Origin of the sequence: Bacillus cereus group sp. BfR-BA-01355 (genome assembly GCF_022663675.1) — a bacterium.
Classification (GTDB): Bacteria; Bacillota; Bacilli; order Bacillales; family Bacillaceae_G; genus Bacillus_A; species Bacillus_A thuringiensis_S.
Genome location: NZ_JAKUFY010000043.1, coordinates 1 through 24,571, shown reverse-complemented (window position 1 = coordinate 24,571; position 24,571 = coordinate 1). Strand labels below are relative to the sequence as shown.

Sequence of the window (24,571 nt, the reverse complement as noted above, 5' to 3'; positions counted from 1 at the left end):
GGATTCTTTCTTTATCCAAAAATTTGTGCTGCAATACTATATAGTTCACTATTTCTTTTTATTAACCGATTACTATTTTTCATCATAATTGGTGGTGTATTCACCTTTTTAAAACCAGCAATCTCTAATTCTTTCATGAAATCGTTCTTTCCTTCTGGTACATCCATTCTTAATTTTCCATTATGCCCTCTTGCTAAATCATGTACTATTCTCATCGCCATCGCATTATTTTTAGCAACGACTGGTCCTATTATTTTATTTTCTGGCGTTTGTATACTTATACCGTATCCTACTACATTTTCTTTCGTATCCTTTACAACGACACACTGCTCACTTTGCATAATTCTTTGTTTTAAAAACTCGTTTCGGCTTGTCCCAAATGCGCCTTTATCTATTTTTATTATTCCTTCTAAATCACTCTCTTTATAAACCATCATATATTCTTCATTTTCTGCACATTTATGATTCGCATTGTACGAGTTACAAATATATTTAGAAACATAGCTTACTACCCTAAATCCTAATGTTTCATATAAGGGCTTCCCTTCATCCGTAGCAATAAGCATACATGGAGTTTGAGCTGATACGCTATTCATGCATGAATTCGTTATCATCTTTCCAATCCCTCTCCCCTTATAATCTGGATGTACAATTACCATTCCAATAGATGCCAACGCCTCCCCGTATAATATAATTGCTGCGCTAGCAATAAGTTCCTTTCTCTCATTCCAGACGCCGTATACAATACCTGAGTTAAAAACTGCTTCAATTTCTTCTCTGTTATAATCCCAGCCAATATAAGAAGATAACGCTACAATATCGCCTATTTGTTCTTTCCTAAGACGCTCCACCCTAATTTCCAATTCAATCATACTCCATCCCCTTATCTAGACATTTAAATCATTATTACTAAATCAACTTGTACATGTTTCCCTTTATTTGTCACACACATATGTTATTTTGACCAAGACTATATTGTAAATGAGGTGACAACATGCCCATTACGAATCGATTTTCTACCACCACTAACGGCGCACTCGCTATTACAGGTAATACTTTAGGCTTAAGTAAAATTAGTAATCAAAACCGTGCTGGTACAATCGGGGCCATTGGTGCGTTCGTAACTACGAATACAGCTTTACAAGTTCCTACTTTTCCTGCTGGTACAACGTTAAACTATACACAAAATAGTTCTACCGCTATTTTAAATATCCCTGCTGGCAGTACTATTCTTTACGCAGAACTCATATGGGGAGGAAATTATTTAACTCGCGATCAAAATATTACAAGTGTTCTAGGAAATCCCGTTTCATTTACGACACCCGTTTCAACATACTCAATTACTCCTTCAGCTGTTACAGCTTCAAATCAAACATTCGTTTCAAACTCTATTACATTTGGCTTTTATACTCGTTCAGCAGACGTAACAACTCTTATTCAAGCGGGAGGTTCTGGTTCCTATACTACAGGAGCTGTCCCTGGACTTGTTGATCCTTTAGATGCTTCAAATGGATCTATTAACTCGGCTGGATGGACACTCATTGTCGCTTATCAAAACGGGACATTGCCTGCAAGAAACTTAACCATTTATGTAGCGGGTAACCGTGTTTCTGCTGATACCGGTAGTGCAGATGTAGCTGTTTCTGGATTTTTAACACCTTCAGGAGGACCTGTAAGCGGGAGATTATTTTTAAGTTCTATTGAAGGAGATGCAGATTTAATAGGGGATCAAGCATTATTTGGACCAAATTTCAGTTCATTAAATGCTTTATCTGGGCCAAATAATGCTGTAAATAATTTCTTCGGTTCTCAAGTTAATAATGCTGCTGGAAACTTAGATACAACTGGGACATTTGGAACGCGAAATCAAAGTGCTTCTACAGGCACAAACATCTCCGCTGGGAGACAGGGCTGGGATATTACTTCTATTGATATTTCTCCTTATTTAACAAACTCACAAGTGTCCGCCGCAATCCGTTTAACAACTAACGGAGATGCGTATATGTTAAATACAGTCGGTTTACAAATCAACATAAATTCACCTACTATACAAGCAACAAAAAGCGTGAATAAAAGTGTTGCTGCAATTGGAGATATTCTCACTTATACAGTTACGATCCCTAACACCGGACTTCTTCCGGCGAATAATGTTACCTTTACAGACATTCTCCCTAACGGGACTTCCTTTATACCTGGCACTGTAACAGTAGATAATGTCCCGCAAACAAACGCAAATCCCGCCGCTGGTATATCTCTTGGAACAATCAATAATGGTGCTTCTCGTACAGTAACTTTCCAAGCTACTGTCATTTCTCTTCCAAGTCAAAACCCTATCTCTAATACCGCTAATATTACATTTCAATATACACCTATCGCCGGAGGAACAACCTTTAACGGTCTTGCAACAAGCAATTCTGCTGGAACACAAATTAACCTGGCAGATATTAATGGAACAAAATCAGTCAACAAAATTTTTACCGATATTGGTGAAACATTAACTTACAGTATTGCCTTAGCTAATATAGGAAATATCGCTGCAACGAACGTTATATATACGGATCCGATTCCTAGCGGAACTACTTTCATTCCAGGAAGTGTAACTGTTAACGGAGTTACTCAAGCTGGAGCAAATCCCGCTAATGGTATATCAATTGGTTCGATTGCCGCAAATTCCACTACTACTATTTCATTCCAAGTGCTCGTTCCTTCTATCCCTCAAACAAATCCAATATTAAATAGTGGAACAACAACATATCAATATATTCCTGTACCAAATCAACCTGCAGTAAGTGGGACTGATACGACAAATATCGTATCTACTCAAGTGAATAACGCTACTGTAACAATGGTAAAAGCAGTAGATAAAAATTTTGCAGATATTGGTGATACACTAACGTACACCGTTTCTTTTACAGGTACAGGTAATACAAATGCGAACAATATTATTTTTACAGATGTCATTCCTACTGGAACAACTTTTGTTTTAAACAGTTTAACAATAGATGGCACTACACAAGTGGGCGCAAATCCCGCTAACGGCGTGAACATTGGATCCATCCCAAGCGGCACAACAAAAAATGTTACATTTCAAGTAGTAGTAAACACAATACCCGCGTCAAATGTCGTATCTAATGGATCAAATGCTTCTTATCAATATACCGTCAATCCTATCCAATCACCCGTTACAAAAAACATTTCTTCTAATCTCGTTTCCACTCAAATTAACAATGCGAATGTAACATTAACAAAATCAACTAACAAACAATTTGCCACAATTGGTGAAACGATAGGTTATACAATCCTTATTACAAACAGTGGAAATACAGCCGCTAATAACGTACAACTAACAGATCCACTTCCAAATGGAACGATATTAACATTAGGTTCGGTAACGCTCAACGGCGTTTTGCAAAATGTAGATTCTCTCGTTGCTTTACCTATTGGCACAATTCCTGCTGGAGCTACTTTTATCCTCTCTTTCCAAGTAACAGTTATTAATATTACTTCACAAAATCCTATCCTTAATAACGCTTTTGCCTCTTACATTTACACTGTAAATCCAAGTCTGCCACCAACTTCAAAAACAGCAAATTCTAATTCTGTTACATCTACAATTAGACTAGCAAATCTCCATGCTAATAAATCTGTAGATAAGACGTTTGCGGAAGTTGGCGATGTATTAACTTACACCTTTGCTCTTACTAACGATGGAAATGTTGCAGCAAACAACGTATTACTATCCGATTCCATCGCGAATGGCACTTCCTTTGTACCGAACAGTGTTATAGTTAACGGTGTTACTCAGCCGGGCATAACACCAGCTAGCATCAATATTGGTAGCATCAATGCTAATACTACAATTACAGCTTCATTCCAAGTAGTAATAACTAGCATTCCAAATCCAAACCCTATTTCAAATAGCGCTTTCGTCTCCTACAACTTTATCGTTGATCCAAACGCTTCACCTGTAAATAAAAACACTACTTCAACCACTACATTTACTCAAGTAAACGATGCAAATGTCATTTCAGCAAAAACAGTGGATCAAGCGTTCGCTACCGTAGGGGATATATTAACTTATACTGTTACTTTGACGAATGCAGGAAGTGTTTCTGCTGATAGTCCTACTTTCGTAGATACAAATCCAGACGGTACTACCTTTATTCCAAACACTTTTCTTATTAATGGTGTACTCCAAAATAACGCAGATCCAAATATAGGTGTTCCACTACCTTCCATTCCTGCTAACGGCTCACTTACCGTCTCTTATCAAGTAACCGTCACCTCTTTACCAACACAAAACCCAACGATAAATTCATCTAGTACACAGTATAGTTTTATTCTAAATCCGGGAGATCCACCAACTATAGAAATATCTGTAAGTAACACTGTAAGTACACAAATTAATTTAGCTAATGTAGTTATTGTCAAAGAAGTAGATTTAACTATCGCCGATGTAGGGCAACCAATCACATATACAATTTCTTTAGCTAATCTTGGCAATACTACAGCAAATAATGTTATTGTTACTGATATAATCCCTAATGGCACCACTATCGTACCAAATAGTATTTTTATAGGTGGTGCTTTACAACTAGGTGCAGATCCCAGTACCGGTCTTCAAGTCGGCTCCATTCCTTCGGGTGGTTTTACAACGATTGTTTTTCAAATAAGTGCAAATGGGCTACCTTCACCAAATCCAATTCAAAACAGCGCTTCACTTCAATATAGCTTTATCGCTGATCCAAATTTACCCGCTCTTGTTAGAAACGCTGCTAGCAATATAGTAACTACACAAATTAATACTGCTAATATCATTGCTACAAAGCTAACAAGCACAAACTTTGCTGATGTCGGTGATATCATATTATATGCGACTATTTTAACAAATAACGGGAATATCCCTGCTGCTAATGTAACGTTTACAGATATCATTCCAGCGGGTACCCTCTTCATTCCTAATACTGTAACGATTAATAATGTCCCTATAGCTAATGCAAATCCTGCTAACGGCATTTCGATTGGTACGATAGGAGCAAATTCATCACGCACCGTTGCATTCCAAGTTTTTGTACCAACTATCCCTGCTGTAAATCCGATTACAAATCAATCAGGCACAACATTCCAATATACGTATGATCCATCCAAACCCGCTGTGATGCAGATGGTTGCTTCTAACACTGTACAGACAACTATTAATAACGCCTCAATTGCCGCTACTAAATCGGCAGATAAACAGTTTGCTAACGTAAATGATATTATTACGTACACGACTACTTTAACGAATAACGGGAATACACTTGCATCAAATGTAATATTTACAGATGTAATCCCAAACGGGACATCGTTCATTCCTAATAGTGTTACTGTAAACGGGAATGCACTGCCTAATGTCAATCCAGCAAGCGGAATTGCAATCGATCCAATAGATCCGAATACAAATACGATCATCTCGTTCCAAGTACAAGTAAATTCTATCCCGAACCCGAATCCAATCCCGAACCAAAGTAATACAACGTATCAGTATGTCATAGATCCTAACTTACCTCCAGCATCCGCTAATGCGCTGAGTAACGTAATAACAACTCAAATCAATAATGCCACGATTATCGCTACAAAATCAGTGAACACACCGAATGCTGCAATTGGAGATATCGTTACTTATACAATTGCAGTTACGAACACAGGAAATATCCCTGCTAGTGCTACAGTTTTAACAGATGGGCTTGGACCTGGTGCATCCTTCATCCCAAATTCCGTTACAATAAATAATGTTTCCCAACCTGGATTAGATCCTTCATTAGGGATTCATTTAGACGATATTTCACCAGGAAACACTACTTTCATTACATTCCAAGTGAAAATTCTGACTATTCCACCTAGTGGAACTTTAACGAATAATGCTCTTGTAAACTACGAATATGCAGTGAATCCAGCTGAAACGCCAGCTATTGGTAGTACCGTTACAAACACAACAGTTACACCGATTATTGACGCTACTTTAGTAATAAATAAAAGTGCTAGTACAACTTTCGCTACGATTGGTGATACAATTACATTCACTTCATCTGTTACAAACACAGGAAATACTACTGCGAACAACATTGTTTTTACAGATACAATTCCAAACGGTACTACCCTTGTCCCAAATAGCTTTAAGATAAATGGTGTAACCGTCCCGAATGCAAATCCACAAAACGGTATCAATATTGGTAACTTAAATTCAAATGCATCGGTTACACTCAGTTTCCAAGTAAACATCACAACGCTTCCAAACCCTAATCCAATTCCGAACAAATCATCGCTTCAATATAGCTTTATTGTTGATATAAATGAACCGCCTGTTTCACGAACAGTTCAATCCAATACAACTTTTACGCAAGTAAATTCAGCTTCCGTTATCGCAACGAAAACTGCGAGCAGTGCATTTGCCGCTGTTGGCGATACAATTACGTATACAACTACTCTCACTAATAGCGGAAATACTACCGCAAACACACCTGTTTTTATCGATATATTACCACCTGAACTTTCATTCGTTCCTGATAGCGTACAAATTAATACCATCCCACAACTTGGATTTAGACCAGATAGCGGAATCTCTTTAGACTCAATTCCAGTTGGAGGAACGACAACAATTAGCTTTCAAGCTATCGTTGGCTCAATACCAGCTACAAATCCAACTTTGAACCAATCCAGTACGACATACTTGATCATTGTTGACCCTACCCAGCCACCGGTGACAGAAACAGCTACAAGTAATCCAACTTTAGTTCAAATTAATGAAGCAATTATTCAAGCAACGAAAAGTGTGGATCGACTATTTTCTGACGTAGCACCTGGAAATTCATTTTTAACGTATACAGTTTTATTAGAAAATGTAGGGAACACAACTGCTACGAATATCATTTTTACAGATCCTATTCCAAATAACACAATATTTATAGAAGATAGCGTTCGAGTCGGCGGAGTTTTATTGCCTGGGGTAAATCCAGCGAATGGAATACCAATTGGGGATATTATTGCAGGAGATTTTACAAACGTCACCTTCCGCGTTCAAGTAGTTAGTATTCCAAATCCAATTTTCACAATTGGACCTGGTGGACCAAACTCACCGGTTGTAAATAGTGCCTCCATTGACTATCAATTTATTACAGGACCTAATTTACCACTCGTTTCAAGAAGTACGACATCCAATCCCGTTGCGACACAAATAAATTCCGGAGAAATTGTGGCAATCAAATCTGTAGATAAAACTTTCGCAACGATTGGCGATACAATTTCTTATACAATTACATTAAGTAACCCTGGAAATGTCACTTCACAAAATATAATTTTCACAGATATTTTACCTGACGGAACGACATTCATATCTGGCACTCTTACAAACGATTCTGGTACACAGCAAATCGGAAATCCAGCTAGCGGGATACAGATTGGAAATATAAACCCAAATGGAACGGCCGTTATTTCTCTCAACGTACTTGTTACAAACATTCCAAGTATAAATCCTATCTCTAATTTTAGTTCCATACAATTTGAACATGTGATTGATCCTAGCCAACCTTCTGCATTACAAACAGCTGTATCTAATACAGTTTCAACGACCATTAATAGCGCAGTATTAACTACAACAAAAAGTGTTGATAAATCTATTATTTCCGTCGGGGATACACTTACGTATACAACGACTATTACGAATACAGGAAATACACCAGCTACAAATATAACTTTTACAAGTGCGATTCCTCCTAGTACTACTTTTGTACCAGATTCGGTCACTATAAATGGCATCCAGCAGCTTGGTGCACAGCCAGCACTCGGAGTAAATATACCAAATATCGCTCCTGGTGAAACAGTAACTGTTACTTTCCAAGTAAATGTGATTTCTGTTCCCCCTTCAAGCTCAATTATGGGTAACGATACAATTTTATATTCTTATACTGTTGATCCAAACGGAACTCCTGCTACTACTTCTACTTCAACAAACATTGTTACAAACCCTGTATTAGATGCTATGATAATGATGATTAAATCAGTTGATCAAACACTTGTAACGCTAGGTGATACCATTACCTATACGACAATTTTAACGAATAATGGTAATACAAATGCAACGAATATTACTTTCACCGACCTTATACCAGATGGTACAACGTTTATTACTGATAGCGTTACAATAGATGGCATCACGCAAATTGGTCTTAATCCTAATACAGGTATAACGATTGGAGCAATTGCTCCTAACAGCTCAATATCTATAGCATTTCAAGTGACGGCTACTTCTACACCTGTTCAAAATCCTATTGCCAATTCCGCTAGTGCTTCTTACACATTTATCGCTGACCCAAATGCCCCTATTGTTTCAAGAAATGTTACTTCAAACACAGTGTTCACTACGATTAATACAGCTACCATTCTTTCATTAAAACAAGTCGATAAATCCTTTAGTCGTATTGGAGACACACTCACTTATACTGTCGCTTTAACAAACAATGGAAACTCATCCGCACAAAATGTTATTTTCACAGATACAATGCCGAGTGGAACTACTTTTATTGCAAACACATTCTCTATTAATGGGGTTCCTCAAAGTGGTGCGGATCCATCGAATGGTGTGAATATCGGACCTATAACAGCTGGGACTACAGTAACAGTTTCGTTCCAAGTTACTGTAACGTCATTACCAACCGAAAACCCAATTGTAAATTTCTCATCAACATCGTATCAATTAGTCTCACCACCTGATGCAGAAACTTCAATTAGTAATCCTGTTTCAACACAAATTAACGAAGCTATATTATCCATGACGAAAAATGAAAGTGTCTCCTTTGCAGATATTGGGCAAACTGCTTTTTACACTACTTCTATTTCGAATATAGGAAATACAGATGCAGCCAACATTGTATTCACGGATGTATTACCGAGCGGACTCACATTTGTTCCTAACACATTAACTGTTGATGGTGTTTTACAACCTGACGCGAATCCAAATACCGGTGTATTACTTGCAGCACTTCCGCCTAATGAAATATATAGTATCGTCTTTCAAGTTGTGGTGAACAACATTCCACCTATTAATCCAGCACCGAATACCGCATCCACGAATTATGAGTTTACTGTTGATCCAAATAGTCCTCCCGTTTCAAGTACAGCTAATTCTAACACGACACTTCTTCAAATAAACAATGCGACTATTATTAGTACAAAAACAGCAAACCTTACTTTTGCGGATGTTGGTAATACAATAACATTTACACTTAACCTTCCTAATACCGGGAATGTGGCTGCATTTGATGTTACCGTTATCGATATACTTGATAGCAATTTAAGTTTCGTTCCAAACAGTTTCACAGTTAATGGGCAAACTATTCCAAACGCTGATTTATCTACTGGTGTAAATATCGGTTCAATTAATGGTGGAAACACATCAATTGTCACATTCCAAGCCATCGTTTCAACCCTCCCAATCAACAATCCTATTTCTAATTCGGCTCTTACCACTTACCGTTATCTTGTTGATCCAGATCAGCCGTTCATTTCAACTTCTAATCAATCTAATACAACAACAACACAAGTTAATAGCGCTCTCCTTACTGCACAAAAAAATTCAAATGTGCCAACAGTAGATATTGGGCAAGATATTGTCTACTCCGTTACGATTACAAATAGCGGAAATGTTAGTGCGACGAATGTTATTTTTACCGACCTAATTCCAGACGGAACTTCCTTTGAACCGAATAGTTTTACACTTAACGGAACTACCATCCCAAATGCAGACATAATTACAGGCGTTCCAATTGGTGATATTGCACCCAACGAATCTGTCATTGTAACATTTCATATTAGTGCCGATGCAATTCCGCCTATAAATCCAATTACTAATCAAGCTAGCGTTAGCTTCAAGCATATCGTTAATCCAGCTAATCCTCCTGTTTCAAAAAACATTACTTCAAATAGTGTTACAACAACAATTGAAAGTGCTATTTTAACTACTACTAAAATCGGAGATAAAGCTTTTGCAACGATTGGTGATACGATTACGTATACAACTACGATTACGAATACAGGAAATATTCCTGCTAATAACGTTATTTTCTCAGACCCGATACCATCGTGGACACAATTTGTTGCAGGATCAGTTATTGTTGATGGCACTCCATTAGCATCCGCTTCTATCATTGACGGTATTGGCATAAATACGATCATTCCAAATCAAACTGTAACAATCATATTTCAAGTTCAAATTGTAAGCAATCCAACAACATTTACACCGGAACTCCAAAACTTAGGGTTTGTGAACTTCCAATATAACGTAGGAAATGCATTACAAGCTCAGCCTGGCAATGTGGAAACGAACGTCTTCGTTACTTCTATTAATTCAGCAATACTTTCAGCTGTAAAAACTGCTAATGCTGCCTTTGCAAACATCGGAGACACGATCACTTATACAGTTTTAATTCAAAATAACGGCAATACAAACGCTACGAATTTAAATTTCTCAGACATGGTTCCAGCAGGAACAACTTTTGTTGAAAATAGTTTTACTGTAAATGGAAGTAGCCTTCCAGGCACAAATCCAAATAACGGAGTTAATATCGGAACAGTTAACGCGGGTAGTTCCTTAACCATTACTTTCCAAGTCATAGTTACATCAACCCCACCTTCAAATCCGATTACAAACGTAGCATCTATTCAATACGCATTCATCGTTGATCCAGCCTCTCCTCCTGTTACAGGCACGATAAATTCTAATAGCGCTTCAACACAAATTAATAACGCGACTGTTACAACTGTTTTACAAGCAAATCGTTCAATTGTATCTATCGGGGATATAATTACGTATACAGCAACATTAACGAATACTGGAAACTTCCCCGCAAACTCTGTATTACTCATTAACGGCATTCCTGAGGGAGCATTATTTGTTCCAAATAGTGTCACACTCAACGGAGTTTCACTTCCAGATGCAAGTCCAACTCTCGGTATTCCAGTTGGTATTATCGCACCAGGTGATTCTGCTACTATTACGTTCCAATTTCTCGCTAGTTCTATTCCACCGCAAGGAGCAATTATCAATCAAGCCATTACAAGTTACACGTATATCGTCAATCCAAGTCAACCTCCAGTTACAGCAACATCCTCATCTAATACGGTTAACACAGCTGTTGTTGATGCATCGTTATCCGCAATTAAAAATACAGATTCTCTCGTACAATCTACTGACGGTACAATCACTTACACAGTAGTCGTTCAAAATAACGGAAATACTACTGCAAATACAGTTACTTTAACAGATTTGGTTCCAGAAGGAACTGCATTTATTCCTAATAGCGTAACTATTAATAACGTTTCCGTTCCAGGTGCCGATCCTAATGTAGGAATACCATTAAACTCCATCGCACCGTCAGAAATAGTTACCGTCACATTCCAGGTTATCGTTCAATCCATTCCAAGCGTGAATCCAATTTCCAATACGGCCCGTATTGACTATACTTTTATCGCTGATCCAACTGCTCCCATCATCTCTCGAACAATTACGTCTAATCCTGCTTTCACACAAATTTCGGATGCGACTATCCTTTCTTTAAAAGCAGTCAATGCACAACAAGCAACAACAGGTGATATTTTGACTTATACAATAACATTAGAAAATACAGGAAATATCCCAACTACGAATCTCACATTTTCAGACACTATCCCTCAAGGCACTACCTTTGTAGAAAATAGTTTTACACTTAACGGAACAGCTATACTTGATGCCAATCCTAATGTAGGTGTTACTTTGCCTAACCTAGCTGCAAACGCTACGCACCTTATTTCGTTCCAAATTCTTATTAACGATTCATTCTCGCAAGAATCAATTACAAATCAATCCAACACAACTTATACAATTCAGCCAGACCCAGGGCAACCGCCTATTACTGAAACATCTACTAGTAATATCGTCATTACAAATTTCGTGCAAGCACAATTGACAATTACAAAAACATCCAATCCAACAACTGTTGATATTGGCGGAACTATACTTTATATTTCTGAAGTAAAAAATATCGGCAATGTTGACGCAATAAATATTAATTTCACAGATTCTATTCCAGCTGGGACTACATTCGTTCCCGATAGTGTCACAATTAACGGTATCCTTCAGCCAGGTGTAAATCCAGAAAACGGAATACCGATTGGAACAATTCCAGCAAACAGTTCCAAAACGATACTATTTCAAGTGCAAACAAATAATCCACCTACTGAAACCGAAATTGTAAATCAATCTTCAGCAACTTACCAATATGTAAGTATTCCTGCAGCCCCACCAGTAAATCGCTCTGCAAATTCTAATATCGTTACAACATCACTTCAAAATGCAAATATTATTTCTGTTAAAAGTGCGGATGTAACTTTCGTATCAATCGGGCAAATTATTACCTACACGAATACACTTCAAAATATAGGAAACGTTCCAGCTAACAATACCGTTTTCATTGATAACATTCCAGAAGGTACTATATTCATTGAAGATAGCTTAGCAATAAATAATGTAATTCAGCCCGGCGCTAATCCTGAAAACGGAGTAACTCTCGGCACGATACAACCAAATGAAACAGTCACTATTTCATTCCAAGTACAACTTACAAATATACCAGAGGGCAATACAGTCATTAATATTTCAGACACTTCGTACGAATATCAAATTGACCCTAGTTCTCCAATTATTCAGCGTAGATCGTTATCAAATGCAGTAAATACTGAAGTGCGGACGGCAAATGTTAGTGCCATTAAATCCGCCAATAGATCCATTACACGCATTGGTCAAATCATCACATATACAGTCGCAGTTACAAACGCCGGTACAGTACCTATTACAAATACTCTCCTAATTGACGCAATTGCAGCTGGGACCACATTCGTTCCAAATAGCATTCTTGTAGATGGCATACCGAGACCTAATGAAAATCCAATTACCGGTATCAACCTTGATATTATCCTTCCAAATAATACAATTATTGTTACTTTTCAAGTAAGCGTAGTCTCTATACCGCCACAAAATAACATTAATAATATCGCAGTCATTCACTATGAGTATGAACCAGACCCAAGCGCACCACCAATTTCAGAAACGACATCTTCCAATAGTACAAATATACAATTTATTGATGCTATTCTTATTGCTACAAAATCCGCTAATACTGTATTAGCTAACATTGATGAAACCATTGAATATACAGTATTCATTCAAAATAACGGATCGACTACAACTAACTCCATCTTTTTTACAGATACTATAGCGGATGGAACAGTATTTATTCCAGGAAGTGTAATAGTTAACAATACTGTACTTCCTGCAGCAGATCCGAATATCGGCTTTTCCATTCCTAATGTCGCAGCAGGTCAAATAGCTACAATAACATTCCAAGTTTCCGTTACGAATTTACCTGTTGTAAATCCAGCACCTAATACTGCAAACATCGTCTACGACTTTATTTTCAATCCTGACTTTGCACCAATTCAAAAATCTACTACTTCCAATACTACTTTCGTTCAAATTAATGATGCTGATATCGTTTCACTTAAAACTGTTGATTTGACCTCTGTAACAATTGGTGACATTTTAACTTATACAACAACTTTAACGAATATAGGGAATACGGATGCCACTGCTGTTGTATTTACAGACAATATACCTGATGGAACAACTTTTATTGACGGTAGCGTTTTAGTAAATAACATTCCTCAGCTTAACGCCAATCCAAGTGCAGGTATACTTGTAGGAACGATTACTCCTAACACTTCTATCCCAGTCACATTTTCTGTTACCGTCGTAGCTCTTCCTGCTAGCGGCCATGTTCAAAATCAATCAACTTCTCGTTATACAATAAACGTGGAAGAACAAATATCGACTAGCAATATTACCTTCACTGAAGTTATTTCTGCTAATGTAATTGCGACAAAAACAACGCCTATCCAATATGCTGACTTACAAACTATCATCCCTTATACAATTTCCATCATAAATAACGGAAATATACAAGTCGAAAACATTATTGTTACAGATATCATCCCAGCAAATACGAGCTTTATAGAGAATAGTGTTATCGTGAACGGCAATGCTCGGCCAAATGACAACCCTCTTAACGGTATACAAATTGATAACATTCCGCCTAATACGACAGCAACTATTCTATTCCAAGTACGGGTTACTTCGATTCCACAAACAAATCCAATCTCTAACACGAGTACAATTGAATATGAATACACGGTACCAGATCGACCACCTATTACCGAAACTATTATTTCATCAGCTGCCGCAACAGAAATTAATCACGCGAATTTGAATAGTAATAAGGCTGTTGACCTTGCATTTGCAACGGTTGGTGATACGTTAACGTATACGATTACACTAAATCAAACCGGTAATGTTGCAACAAATGATGTAATCATTCAAGATATTATTCCTCAAGGTACTACGTTTATAGAAAATAGCGTCATTGTAAACGGAGAAGCTCTTCCGGGAGTGAATCCAGTAAGCAGCATACCAATTGGCACTATAATTGTTGGTGGAGATGCTATCGTTTCATTCCAAGTAACTGTGACTTCTATTCCAACACCAAATGAACTAAACAACAACGCAATTACTACTTTTAACTATATAGTCAACCCAAATAACGTACCCGTTACAAATACGACTACAACAAATACCGTCACAACTACTGTCCAAAATGATAATGTCATTGCCATAAAATCTGTTGATGTAACGAATGCCTTACCTGGTCAAACTTTAACGTATACAATTACGATTACGAATAGCGGTAATGTAACGATTGAAGACCTTCTTGCCATAGACACCGTACCAATAGATACGACTTTTGTTGCTGATAGTGTTACGATTAACGGAATCAATCAGCCTAATGAAAATCCTGAAAATGGTATTACGTTAGGAAATCTTGCTCCTAATGAATCTGTTATTATTACGTTCCAAGTGACAATATCTTCTTCTACTCTTCAATCTACAATTAATAATGATGCTTCTGTTTCCTATACCGTTATCATTGATCCAACAAAACCACCTATTACAATTACAAAACAAACAAATACCGTTACAACGACAGTCATTGATCCGATGGTTCGCATTGAAAAAACAACTGACAAATCTATTGTCGTTATAGGAGATATCATTACATTCACATTAGCGGTATTTAATCACTCCCCCATTCCGACAATCAGTACTTCTGTTATAGACAGCATTCCAGCTGGTACAACATTTATAGAAAATAGCGTAACAATTAACGGTACTTCGGTTCAAAATGTTCGTCCAGACACTGGTATTAATATTGGTTCTTTATCTGCAGATACAGTAGCAACTATAACATTTCAAGTTCTCGTAACTTCTATTCCTTCAAACAGTACAATTATAAATTCTGCAACAGTTACCGCTGCTTTTCAATTGACACCACAGGATCCAATTATTACTTTCATTGTTAATTCAAATATTGTTCGTATACCAGTTCAATTTGTAACTGCAACAGTCACGAAAAACGCTTCCGTCAGCTCCGCTTATTTAAACCAATACTTTGATTACACGGTGCGTATTACAAATACTTCCGAAATTTCACTCTCAAATATTTCTTTACAAGATACCATTCCAGCAGGTTTACAATTTATAAACGGCACTGTCTTTATTAACGGTGAACGCTCTCCACTAGCGAACCCAAATATCGGTTTCCTAGTTGCCACTAATTTAGAGCCAAATGAAACAATTATCGTGTTATTCACAGTACAAGTAATAAGTCCACCTATTAATAATCAATTTAAAAATACGGCCAATATTTCGTTACAACTTCAAGTCTCGCCTACCGATCCACCAATTACAGTAACCGTTACAAGCAACGAAAACATCGTCACCTTTGTTCCAGAAAATCCAGACGAAACACTTCCAAATTTAAATTGCTTCTTTGACGGTGAACGCTTCATACGGATTACTCCCCAAAATGCAAGAAATTACCTTTGGACTTGGATTTGGTGGAATTAAATTAAAAAAGAGATTGTAGTTTGGTTGAAACCAAATTACAATCTCTTTTTCATTGCCTTTATCACACTACGTTATAACTCGTCCAAGGATATACAATTAAGCATCACCTCAAGTTATTTTAGTCGTAATAAGTTGGCCAGCTTCATTAATAGTAACTTTCCATTTCACTCCACTAGCTGTCTTCATGATTATGCCTTTACTTGCCTCTATTTCAATATCTCCAAACATTCTTCCACCAGTTGTAGCTAACCAAGCATTCCCATTTTCCATAGAAGACCTTGCAAAAATGCGATTAATTCGAAAACGCTTATGATCTTGAGAATAACCACTTAATGTAATTCTTACTTTATATAGTTGATTCGCCTTCATATTCGATATAATTGTATCGCCTACATTTAATGGAACATCCGATGCGATAACCCAATTTCCAGTTGCGCTTAATGCATATTCAATTTTAATTTTTTTCGCGCTTTCTCCCCATCCAAAATACATTCCAAAACAATTTAACATTTGTATTGGTTTTTTCGTAAAATCCAGTTCAATGACAACTGGATTACTATCTGGAACGTCAATATAGTTTACACTTTGTTCATCTATTAAATTAAAGCAATTTGCGAGATTTCCCCCGTACGGTACTTTCCCACTTACTTGCTTAACAATATACTTCTGCTGAGCATTTACTAAAATATCATCTTGATTACCTATTAAATGAGGTTTATTTAACGTTAACGGTAATTGAATTCGTAGGGATTCTTCATAAGTAGACTTACAAACATTGTATTGCCCTTTATCTACAATAGTTGTCGAAAGCAGATTTGAAAAAAGGTAGTTACGATGAGAATTAGAAGAAAATTCAATGACAATTTGTTCACTACTCATCCGGTACGTATCCCAAATCATACAATCAAATGTATTATACGCACCTGAGCAACGAATTGCTTTTTTCGTTTGTTGTCTACATTGCACTTGAATATCATGAAACGTATTTCCTGAACTTTCATTTGGCAAATCACTATTTCCATCTACTTCAATCCCATACCCGCATCCATCAATAAATATAGATTGAAATACATTGGCGTTAATCCAGCAAGGTGTATTGATATCATTTATATATTCTGTCTTCAAATGTATTGCAGTTTGAAAGTTTTTAATTTGAATAAATTTAACTTGAAAGAAACTAATAAAATCCCATGCCTTTTGACAATAAAAATGTATAGCTTTTCCTTTATACGATGGGGTTGCATTTACTATATTTATATTTGATATAACCGATTGATTAGGTACTTCGATTTGTTGTGAACCAGAAACATAAATAACAGCAGATTGAAACAATGGATTTATAACTTGAATAGTACCACCAATTACCGAAGCGTTACTTTGTAGCTCAAATGCATTAAAATCCCCATCAATTTGCAGCGTTACGGTAGGATCTAACTCTAATCTTACATTTGATTTAATAACAATTGGCTTTACAATTTTGTACGTATTTACTCCTGTAATTCTTACCGTCGAAATTCGGTTAGCTACACAATAATCAATAGCTTGTTGAATTGCTAATGAACTATCATTTCCTAAGTTCGGAACTGCGCCAAAACAATTAATATGAACGCTACTTTCTGGCACACAACCTTCTTGGGAAGAAATATATTCTGACAAAATAAATTCACTCCTCATATTACCTTTTTCATATAATATGTGAGTTCTCTCTTAAAAGTTTCTATAATAAAAAAAACAAACGACCTACCCGGTCATTTGTTTAATTCATATATATTTTTCGTTTCTTCTATCATTTTAGTTAACGAGAAATACCTCACTGCTTTCTCTCGTGCTTCGAGTCTAATAGCATTTACCTTTTCTTCATTCCCTTGTAGTTCCTCCAGTGCACTTGCGAATTCCAATTCGCAATATTCAGATACCAAAACACCTGATTCTCCATCTATTACCGCTTCATGTATTCCGCCAACATCTATTGAAACAATTGGTGTCCCTGTAGCCATCGCTTCAATTACTACCATTGGAAATACTTCACGAAAAGATAATAAAAGTAAGGCATCCATTTTCCCTATAAACTCATGCGGTTCTGAAATATTTCCTAGCATCTTTACACTTTGTCGCAATCCATATTTTTCTATTTCTTTCATAATCGATTCTTTCTCTGGTCCATCACCAGCAATATAAAACAGAAAATCATGTCTCTTTTTCAACACATTTGCAATTTTGACAAATAGTTGATGGTTTTTCTCTTTGGATAATCTAGCTAATATCCCTATTTTATATGTAGATTCTTTCTTTTTCTGCTGGAATAAAAACTTTTCAATATCGACACCGTTATAAATTGTATTTATTTTTTCTTCTGCTACATGAATTGAGATTAAATTATTCTTTTCAAACTCACTTACTGTAATAATATTGTTCACATATTTATTCATGAAATAACGAAAAAGCGTTGGCATTTTCTTTTCTAATATCGTTACATTATGTTTCGTATAAACAATTTTCATCTTTTTTTTAATAAACTTTTGAAGTAGCAAAGCATATAATACCATTCGCAAACTATTTGCATGAATAAGTTCTATCTTTCGTTTACAAATTTCGTTTCGTAAATAATAAATATTTCTCAAATGATTCCATCGACTAAGTAATATAAAATTTTCTTTTCTAGTAAGAGATTCATATAGTTCTCCATTACCTGCAGCTGTATAAATCTCAAAATCCTCATAATGCAAATTACTTTCCAATTTACAGAAATAGCTCTCGGCTCCGCCAGTTATCAATTTATCTGTCATCAACAGTATATTCATAATTGCGTCTTCCCAACTACATTGATTTTATTTTTTTTATAAGCATGATAAGCATACTTACTAAAATAGTAAAAAATTTGCACCGAATTCAGTCGTTCTTGTTCCCTTAACAATTTCCAATACCGGAAAGCTGCTCTAATTTTATTTCTAGAAACAGAATTTGTAACAATTCTATATTTTGCTAATACTTGCTGTATCCCTTTTGCTTCATACCCTTCATGTAATAAGTTCAGCCATAACGCTGTATCTTCCGGCTGTATACTAGGCATTTCGACATACGGAATTTTTTCACGATCAATCATCACTGTTAAACACCCGATAATTGTATTCCCTGCTAAATAATGATAGTCAACAGATTTTGGTACACTCACTTCGCGATTTAGTTCATTACCATTTTCATCAATTAAACTATACGACGCATATGAAAAAGCAATATTCATTTCTTCCATAAATAACAATTGTGTCTTCAATTTATGCGGCAACCATATATCATCACTATCTAAAAAGGCAATGTACCTTCCTCTCGCCTCTTGAATCGCTAAATTCCGAGCTTTAGCAGCACCGACATTTTCTTTTAATGATAATAACCTAATTCGTGAGTCTCCTTCTATTATCTCTTTAATTTTTGCGGCAGATTGGTCGGTTGAACAGTCATCAACGATAATCATTTCCCAGTTTTCATACGATTGATTCTGTACAGATAAAATTGTCTCACCTATAAATCGTATACTATTATAAGAAGGTGTTATTACAGAAACATAAGGCGGCTCGTTATATGCTGATAGACATTTTACCATCTATCTTTCTCCTTCCTTCATATATTGAAATATACTTCACAACAACTGCTAAAAATAAAAAGAACGCTTCGTTAATAATGAGTGACAATGACATCATCTGAAATAAAAATGCAATCATAGTCAATAGAAGGTATGGTTTTTCACGAAATAAAGTATGCTGCGCTAGCTTGAACATTAATATGAATAAAAACGCGCTATATAGAAGAAAACCAATTGTACCCGATTCAGACAAAATTTCTAAAAATGTATTGTGTACATATAATTTTTCATTAAATTGATACTCATAATAATTTGAGAAGTTAAAAGCACCAATTCCGATATATGGATTGGATAAATAATATTTAAAAGCAGCTTCCCATAATGTAAATCTACCACTTCCATTATCATGGGAAAAATCAGAAATTCGTTTATTTAATATGTCATCTAATTGGCCCCCCATTACACTATTCGATAAACTAAAAATAACTAAACTAAACAATACTAAGCTCATAATTATTTTTACTTTTTTAACGAAACTAGACATACATATATATACAAAAACGACAAGTACAAGAGCTAATATACCGCCCCTTGAAAAGGTTAATAGACTCGTCGTAACACATAAAATCAACCCTAATATATTGGTGATATTTTGTAAATTCGTCATATAGTACATAAAAAACATTGTATTATAGAAAATGAAAATATTAGGATCATCTAACAATCCAATTAACCGTGGATATCCTCTATCAACTAATAACCCAGCAAAAATTTCTCTCTCTTCTCCACCGTATAAACCAAAGTATTGTAAACCGATTATATAGAGTATTAGACTTACAACATTAAATACTACTCCTACATAAGCAATAGATGATTCAAGTACCACTATTTCAGTATTCCCCAATAAATTCCTCATTATAAAATAGCATCCTAAAACGAGTAGCACGCCAAAAATCATGCGAATACTAGCATTTAAATACATAGAAAGAATTCCACTTAAACAATAAATGAAATAAAACAGTAAAAATACAACTTCATGAAAATATAACTTTTGAATATGAAAGTCTTTAATTGTTAAACAAAAATATATGACTAAAAAAATTATATATACCTTCAATGAAAATCCAATATATAAATTGTATTTACTTAACATAACAAATAATATTAGAAGAATAATCCATCCCATCGATACTTTCATATTATTTCCCATAGGCTATATCCCCTGTTTCGTAATATAATCCTTTTTGCGTATTTTTCTTATAAAAGAAAGAAGAAGTTTTTTTAGCTCATAATCATATAGGAATATGGCAGCTACTACAATTAGTATATTAAGAACAAGCGCAATCAAATGATATGTATGCACTATATATTGCACTCCAATAAAGGTTACACCAAAATAAATTGTATACGGTATTACAATTTGGAATACAATTTTTTTCTTCACTACACTTACCGCTATATAACCCACTAAAGCGACAATTTCAAATAAAACCATAGCGTATGCCGCTCCTATCACTCCACCAATACTACTAAAGCTATAAAGCATAAACCCACCTATCACCAATGCTACACACTGCACAACAGTTCTTTTATTTTGACATCCACTCGTCGTTAAACCGTCAGCAATGGCAATATTTAAACTTTGTAGCACAATAAGAAATGATAATATTTGGAGTGGTTCTACTGCATTGCTCCATTCTTCATGAAAAAATATAGAAATAAAGTATGGTGCTAAATGATATAAACCGATCGTCATACATATTCCTACAATCGCCATTGATTTAATTTGAAGCAAATTTAATTTCGTATGCTCTTCTAAATTATTCTGGTTATAATGCTTAAAGAGCACTGGAAAAAATGCACCTGCAATTACCCCCGGTACTTGATATAAAGCTGCTGGCATCCGGTACGCCACTGCAAAAACACCTACCATATTTAATGGCAATGTATAGTTAAGCAAGATAGGCGCTAATTGTGGCGTACCCATTATTAAAAAACCGCTAATAATAAAAGGAGTTAATTGCCAAAATAACGCTTTATGAATTACGACTTTCATATTCATTTTCGTCTTTCTTCTCATGATATATATACTGAATAAACCGCCGATCATATACCCAAAAGCATATAAGCGAGCCGTTACATACACCGGTAATTCTCCGAAAACACAAAAACATGTAATTATAATAACAACCGATGATGATACAACTTTAATGAGCGCTATATACTTCATACGTTCCGTCAGTTGAAAATAGGCAATCCCTATGTTTTGCCAAGTTAATCCTATTAACATGAAAAACATTACGTTTATCATCATATAAATTAAATTTTTATCTACATACATATAATGAATAGAAATATAATCGATGATAGAAATAAAAATAAGTAGAATCATTCTTATTTTTATATACGATGATAAAATCTTCTCTAAATCTGCTCCATCCTTTGCCCCTTCTCGAAGAAATGTATTACTAAGTCCTAAGTCTGTAAAAAATAACATAACAAACGTCACTGCTATGGCAACACTAAACATCCCATAATGTTGTGCGTTAAAAAAGTTTGCTAAAGCAATTAAACTGACAGCCTGAAGAAGGTTAGCTAAAATCGTGCTATAAAATAGATGGATAATATTATTTAGAATAGATCTACCCATACCAGTTCTCCTTTGCAAGTAACCTACTTACATATGTTGTTTGTTTACATATATATTTATCTTGCACCATTACCGTTCAATACAATTAAAACGGTCTTACATAAAATACGGATGTCCATCCGAATCGTTTTCATTTCAATATACTCCATGTCTAACCTCAACTTTTCCTTTGGATCAAGATTATACCCTCCATTTATTTGTGCCCATCCTGTTAAGCCTGGTTTTACCATTAAACGATCCTTAAATTCTGGAATATACGCATCAAATTCATTATAAAAAAACTCTCTCTCTGGTCTAGGACCTACAAAAGACATATCTCCTCTTAAAATATTTAAGAGCTGTGGTAATTCATCAATTCTCGTTTTTCTTATAAACAATCCAACTTTTGTAATTCTTTGATCATGTTCTTTTGCCCATTGTGGTCCGTTCATTTCAGCATCCTTTACCATCGACCTTAATTTAAATACATTAAACTTCTTCCCGTTTATACCTAAACGTTCTTGAAAGTAAATTGGAGCCCCTGATGTTTCTAAAGTAATCATAATACAAAAGAACAACATAATTGGTATCGTTAATAGTAACAATATGATTGAAAATATAATATCAAACAAGCGTTTTACACTTCGATTCAATATGCTAGGCTTTTCTTGAGCCGGAATCGTATACAACTTGGCTTGATTTGTTTCACGAATCATGGATCGTTACCCCCACATTCAAGAATATAAAATTATACCTATTAATTCACATTCTTTTCTCTTTATATCCGCTATTACTTTTTGCACTGTACGTAGTGAATCTTTTCGCTTTTTAACTGCTAAAACCACTCCATCGCATTTCCCTGCAATAATGTGCGTAGCAGGAAGATCAAATACTTCAGAAGAATAAAAGAAAATGTAATCAAAATCTTCTTTCCACTTAGCAATCGCATTATCAAATTCATCCATAGCAACTAAGGGGGTCCCTGTGTGTACTGTTTTTTTTGCAGGAATACAATATAAGTATTTAGACAAATTACTAGAAAAAGATTCATAATTGCAGGGGGAAGAGCTTATTATATCGTTTACTGTTATCATGTGATCACTTTGTAATAATACATGTAATTTAGGATCAGAAAAATTCACATCAATAAGTAACACCTTTTTCTTCATTTCCGCAAACACTAGCCCATATTTACTATAAGCGAGGCAACAACCCCTCTGTCCTTCGTTGAACTAACTGTGAACAGTTGTTTTCCAGATTTTTTTAGCTCGTGATACACCGTATAAAACTGTTCTTTCATCAGATCATCATGCAGATCGAATGGCAGCTGTTTCTTTGTCCTAAACATCAACATGTTCACCTCGATATATAGATGATTGTTTATCAACCTCTGTAGGTTTCTTTTTTCTATTCGGTTTCATATTTATGTGACCAATAACAGAGACTGTTGTTATTTTCTCTAAATCTTGTTCCGTGTATATACGTTCATCAAAATAATCTCGAAATACAGCTAAACCTATCCCAACAAAAAAACTAACAATTAAAGAAATAGGAATGATTAGTTGAAATTTTGGAAACAATTTTTCAGCCTGTTCCTGTAACTCAGGATCCGTCAACACTTTCACACCTTGTACATTTGTGTACTGTTGAAAACTTTGTTGTGATCGCTCTGCCAATGTCTTTACTATGTCTTTCACGACTTTCGGATTGGAATCTTTTACTGTAACAGTTACAATTTGTGAGTTGTCCGTATTTACCACCGAGATTTTTTGTGCTAATTCATAACTTGATTGCTCTAATTTCAAAGTTTTTTTAACTGTTGAAATAATTAATGGGCTTTTTAAAATATCGACATACGATGTTACTAGTTGCTTATTTTCTTGTGTTTTATTTGTTGAATTTTCCTTATTAAACTCATCTAAATTCCCAACAAGAATTTGCGTTGAATATTGATATGACGGCTTTAAAACATACATAGAGATAAGAACTAAAGAAGCGGTTAAACAACACATCGTTAAAATAATCGTTACGAATCTTCTTTTCAATAATTGTTGAAAATCTTTTATACTCATTTCTTGCTTCAATTATTTCACCGCCCTTTTCTGAATAACATCCTGCAAGTCACTCTTTACAGATAACCCTTTCTCCTTTCTATCCACTTGTTTTGTTACATACTTTCCGACTCTCAATGCAAATTTTTCTACATATATATACGAAAGCATTGCAAATATAAACGAAAGCATTGCAAATATAAACGAAAAAACAAGTGAAAAAATTAAAATAATAAGCAACGGTAATATTTTATGGAGCATGTATATAAGGGAAAATAACGATATAA

The 24,571-nt window shown here is 35.3% G+C and carries 9 protein-coding genes and 2 pseudogenes; 1 reads left to right on the top strand and 10 read right to left on the bottom strand.

Going from position 1 to position 24,571, the window contains the following annotated elements:
- Nucleotides 1-11: 11 nt before the first annotated feature.
- Complete coding sequence (locus MR167_RS16090) at nucleotides 12-872, bottom strand: GNAT family N-acetyltransferase (RefSeq protein ID WP_000571019.1); 861 nt, start codon at nucleotides 870-872, stop codon at nucleotides 12-14.
- 122 nt (nucleotides 873-994) lie between these two features.
- On the opposite strand from MR167_RS16090, the gene MR167_RS16085 reads away from it, so the two are divergent.
- Nucleotides 995-16,027, top strand: coding sequence for a DUF11 domain-containing protein (locus MR167_RS16085; RefSeq protein ID WP_242314992.1), 15,033 nt, complete (start codon nucleotides 995-997; stop codon nucleotides 16,025-16,027).
- A gap of 108 nt (nucleotides 16,028-16,135) precedes the next feature.
- Here the strand turns inward: MR167_RS16085 and MR167_RS16080 are convergent, their stop codons facing one another.
- The 9 genes and pseudogenes from MR167_RS16080 to MR167_RS16040 form a co-directional block, all read right to left on the bottom strand.
- Nucleotides 16,136-17,683, bottom strand: a complete 1,548-nt coding sequence (locus MR167_RS16080; RefSeq protein ID WP_242314990.1) for a glycoside hydrolase family protein — start codon at nucleotides 17,681-17,683, stop codon at nucleotides 16,136-16,138.
- A gap of 92 nt (nucleotides 17,684-17,775) precedes the next feature.
- Nucleotides 17,776-18,828: a glycosyltransferase family 4 protein gene (locus MR167_RS16075; protein ID WP_242314988.1), complete on the bottom strand. Its 1,053-nt coding sequence runs from the start codon at nucleotides 18,826-18,828 to the stop codon at nucleotides 17,776-17,778.
- A complete protein-coding gene (locus tag MR167_RS16070; RefSeq protein ID WP_242314986.1) occupies nucleotides 18,825-19,625 on the bottom strand; it encodes a glycosyltransferase family 2 protein in 801 nt (266 codons plus the stop codon). Before MR167_RS16070 ends, MR167_RS16075 begins: the two co-directional genes overlap by 4 nt.
- Nucleotides 19,600-20,814, bottom strand: a complete 1,215-nt coding sequence (locus MR167_RS16065; RefSeq protein WP_242314984.1) for an O-antigen ligase family protein — start codon at nucleotides 20,812-20,814, stop codon at nucleotides 19,600-19,602. Before MR167_RS16065 ends, MR167_RS16070 begins: the two co-directional genes overlap by 26 nt.
- 3 nt (nucleotides 20,815-20,817) lie before the next feature.
- Nucleotides 20,818-22,254, bottom strand: a complete 1,437-nt coding sequence (locus MR167_RS16060) for an oligosaccharide flippase family protein (RefSeq protein WP_242314982.1) — start codon at nucleotides 22,252-22,254, stop codon at nucleotides 20,818-20,820.
- A 56-nt stretch (nucleotides 22,255-22,310) separates the two neighbouring features.
- Nucleotides 22,311-22,949: a sugar transferase gene (locus MR167_RS16055; protein ID WP_000617647.1), complete on the bottom strand. Its 639-nt coding sequence runs from the start codon at nucleotides 22,947-22,949 to the stop codon at nucleotides 22,311-22,313.
- Between the two features lie 18 nt (nucleotides 22,950-22,967).
- Nucleotides 22,968-23,587 (bottom strand): annotated as a pseudogene (locus MR167_RS16050) (CpsD/CapB family tyrosine-protein kinase).
- The gene (locus MR167_RS16045; protein WP_242314981.1) at nucleotides 23,574-24,317 is read right to left on the bottom strand and encodes a YveK family protein; all 744 of its coding nucleotides are present in this window, start codon (nucleotides 24,315-24,317) and stop codon (nucleotides 23,574-23,576) included. The pseudogene MR167_RS16050 and the gene MR167_RS16045 overlap by 14 nt, the downstream one beginning before the upstream one ends.
- A pseudogene (locus MR167_RS16040) lies at nucleotides 24,318-24,571 on the bottom strand (acyltransferase family protein); the annotation flags it as partial.

Excerpts from the sequence above, each read along its gene's own strand:
- MR167_RS16090 (WP_000571019.1), bottom strand. The coding sequence starts at position 872 with ATGATTGAATTGGAAATTAGGGTGGAGCGTCTTAGGAAAGAACAAATA.
- MR167_RS16085 (WP_242314992.1), top strand. The coding sequence starts at position 995 with ATGCCCATTACGAATCGATTTTCTACCACCACTAACGGCGCACTCGCT.
- MR167_RS16075 (WP_242314988.1), bottom strand. The coding sequence starts at position 18,828 with ATGAATATACTGTTGATGACAGATAAATTGATAACTGGCGGAGCCGAG.
- MR167_RS16070 (WP_242314986.1), bottom strand. The coding sequence starts at position 19,625 with ATGGTAAAATGTCTATCAGCATATAACGAGCCGCCTTATGTTTCTGTA.
- MR167_RS16065 (WP_242314984.1), bottom strand. The coding sequence starts at position 20,814 with ATGGGAAATAATATGAAAGTATCGATGGGATGGATTATTCTTCTAATA.
- MR167_RS16060 (WP_242314982.1), bottom strand. The coding sequence starts at position 22,254 with ATGGGTAGATCTATTCTAAATAATATTATCCATCTATTTTATAGCACG.
- MR167_RS16055 (WP_000617647.1), bottom strand. The coding sequence starts at position 22,949 with ATGATTCGTGAAACAAATCAAGCCAAGTTGTATACGATTCCGGCTCAA.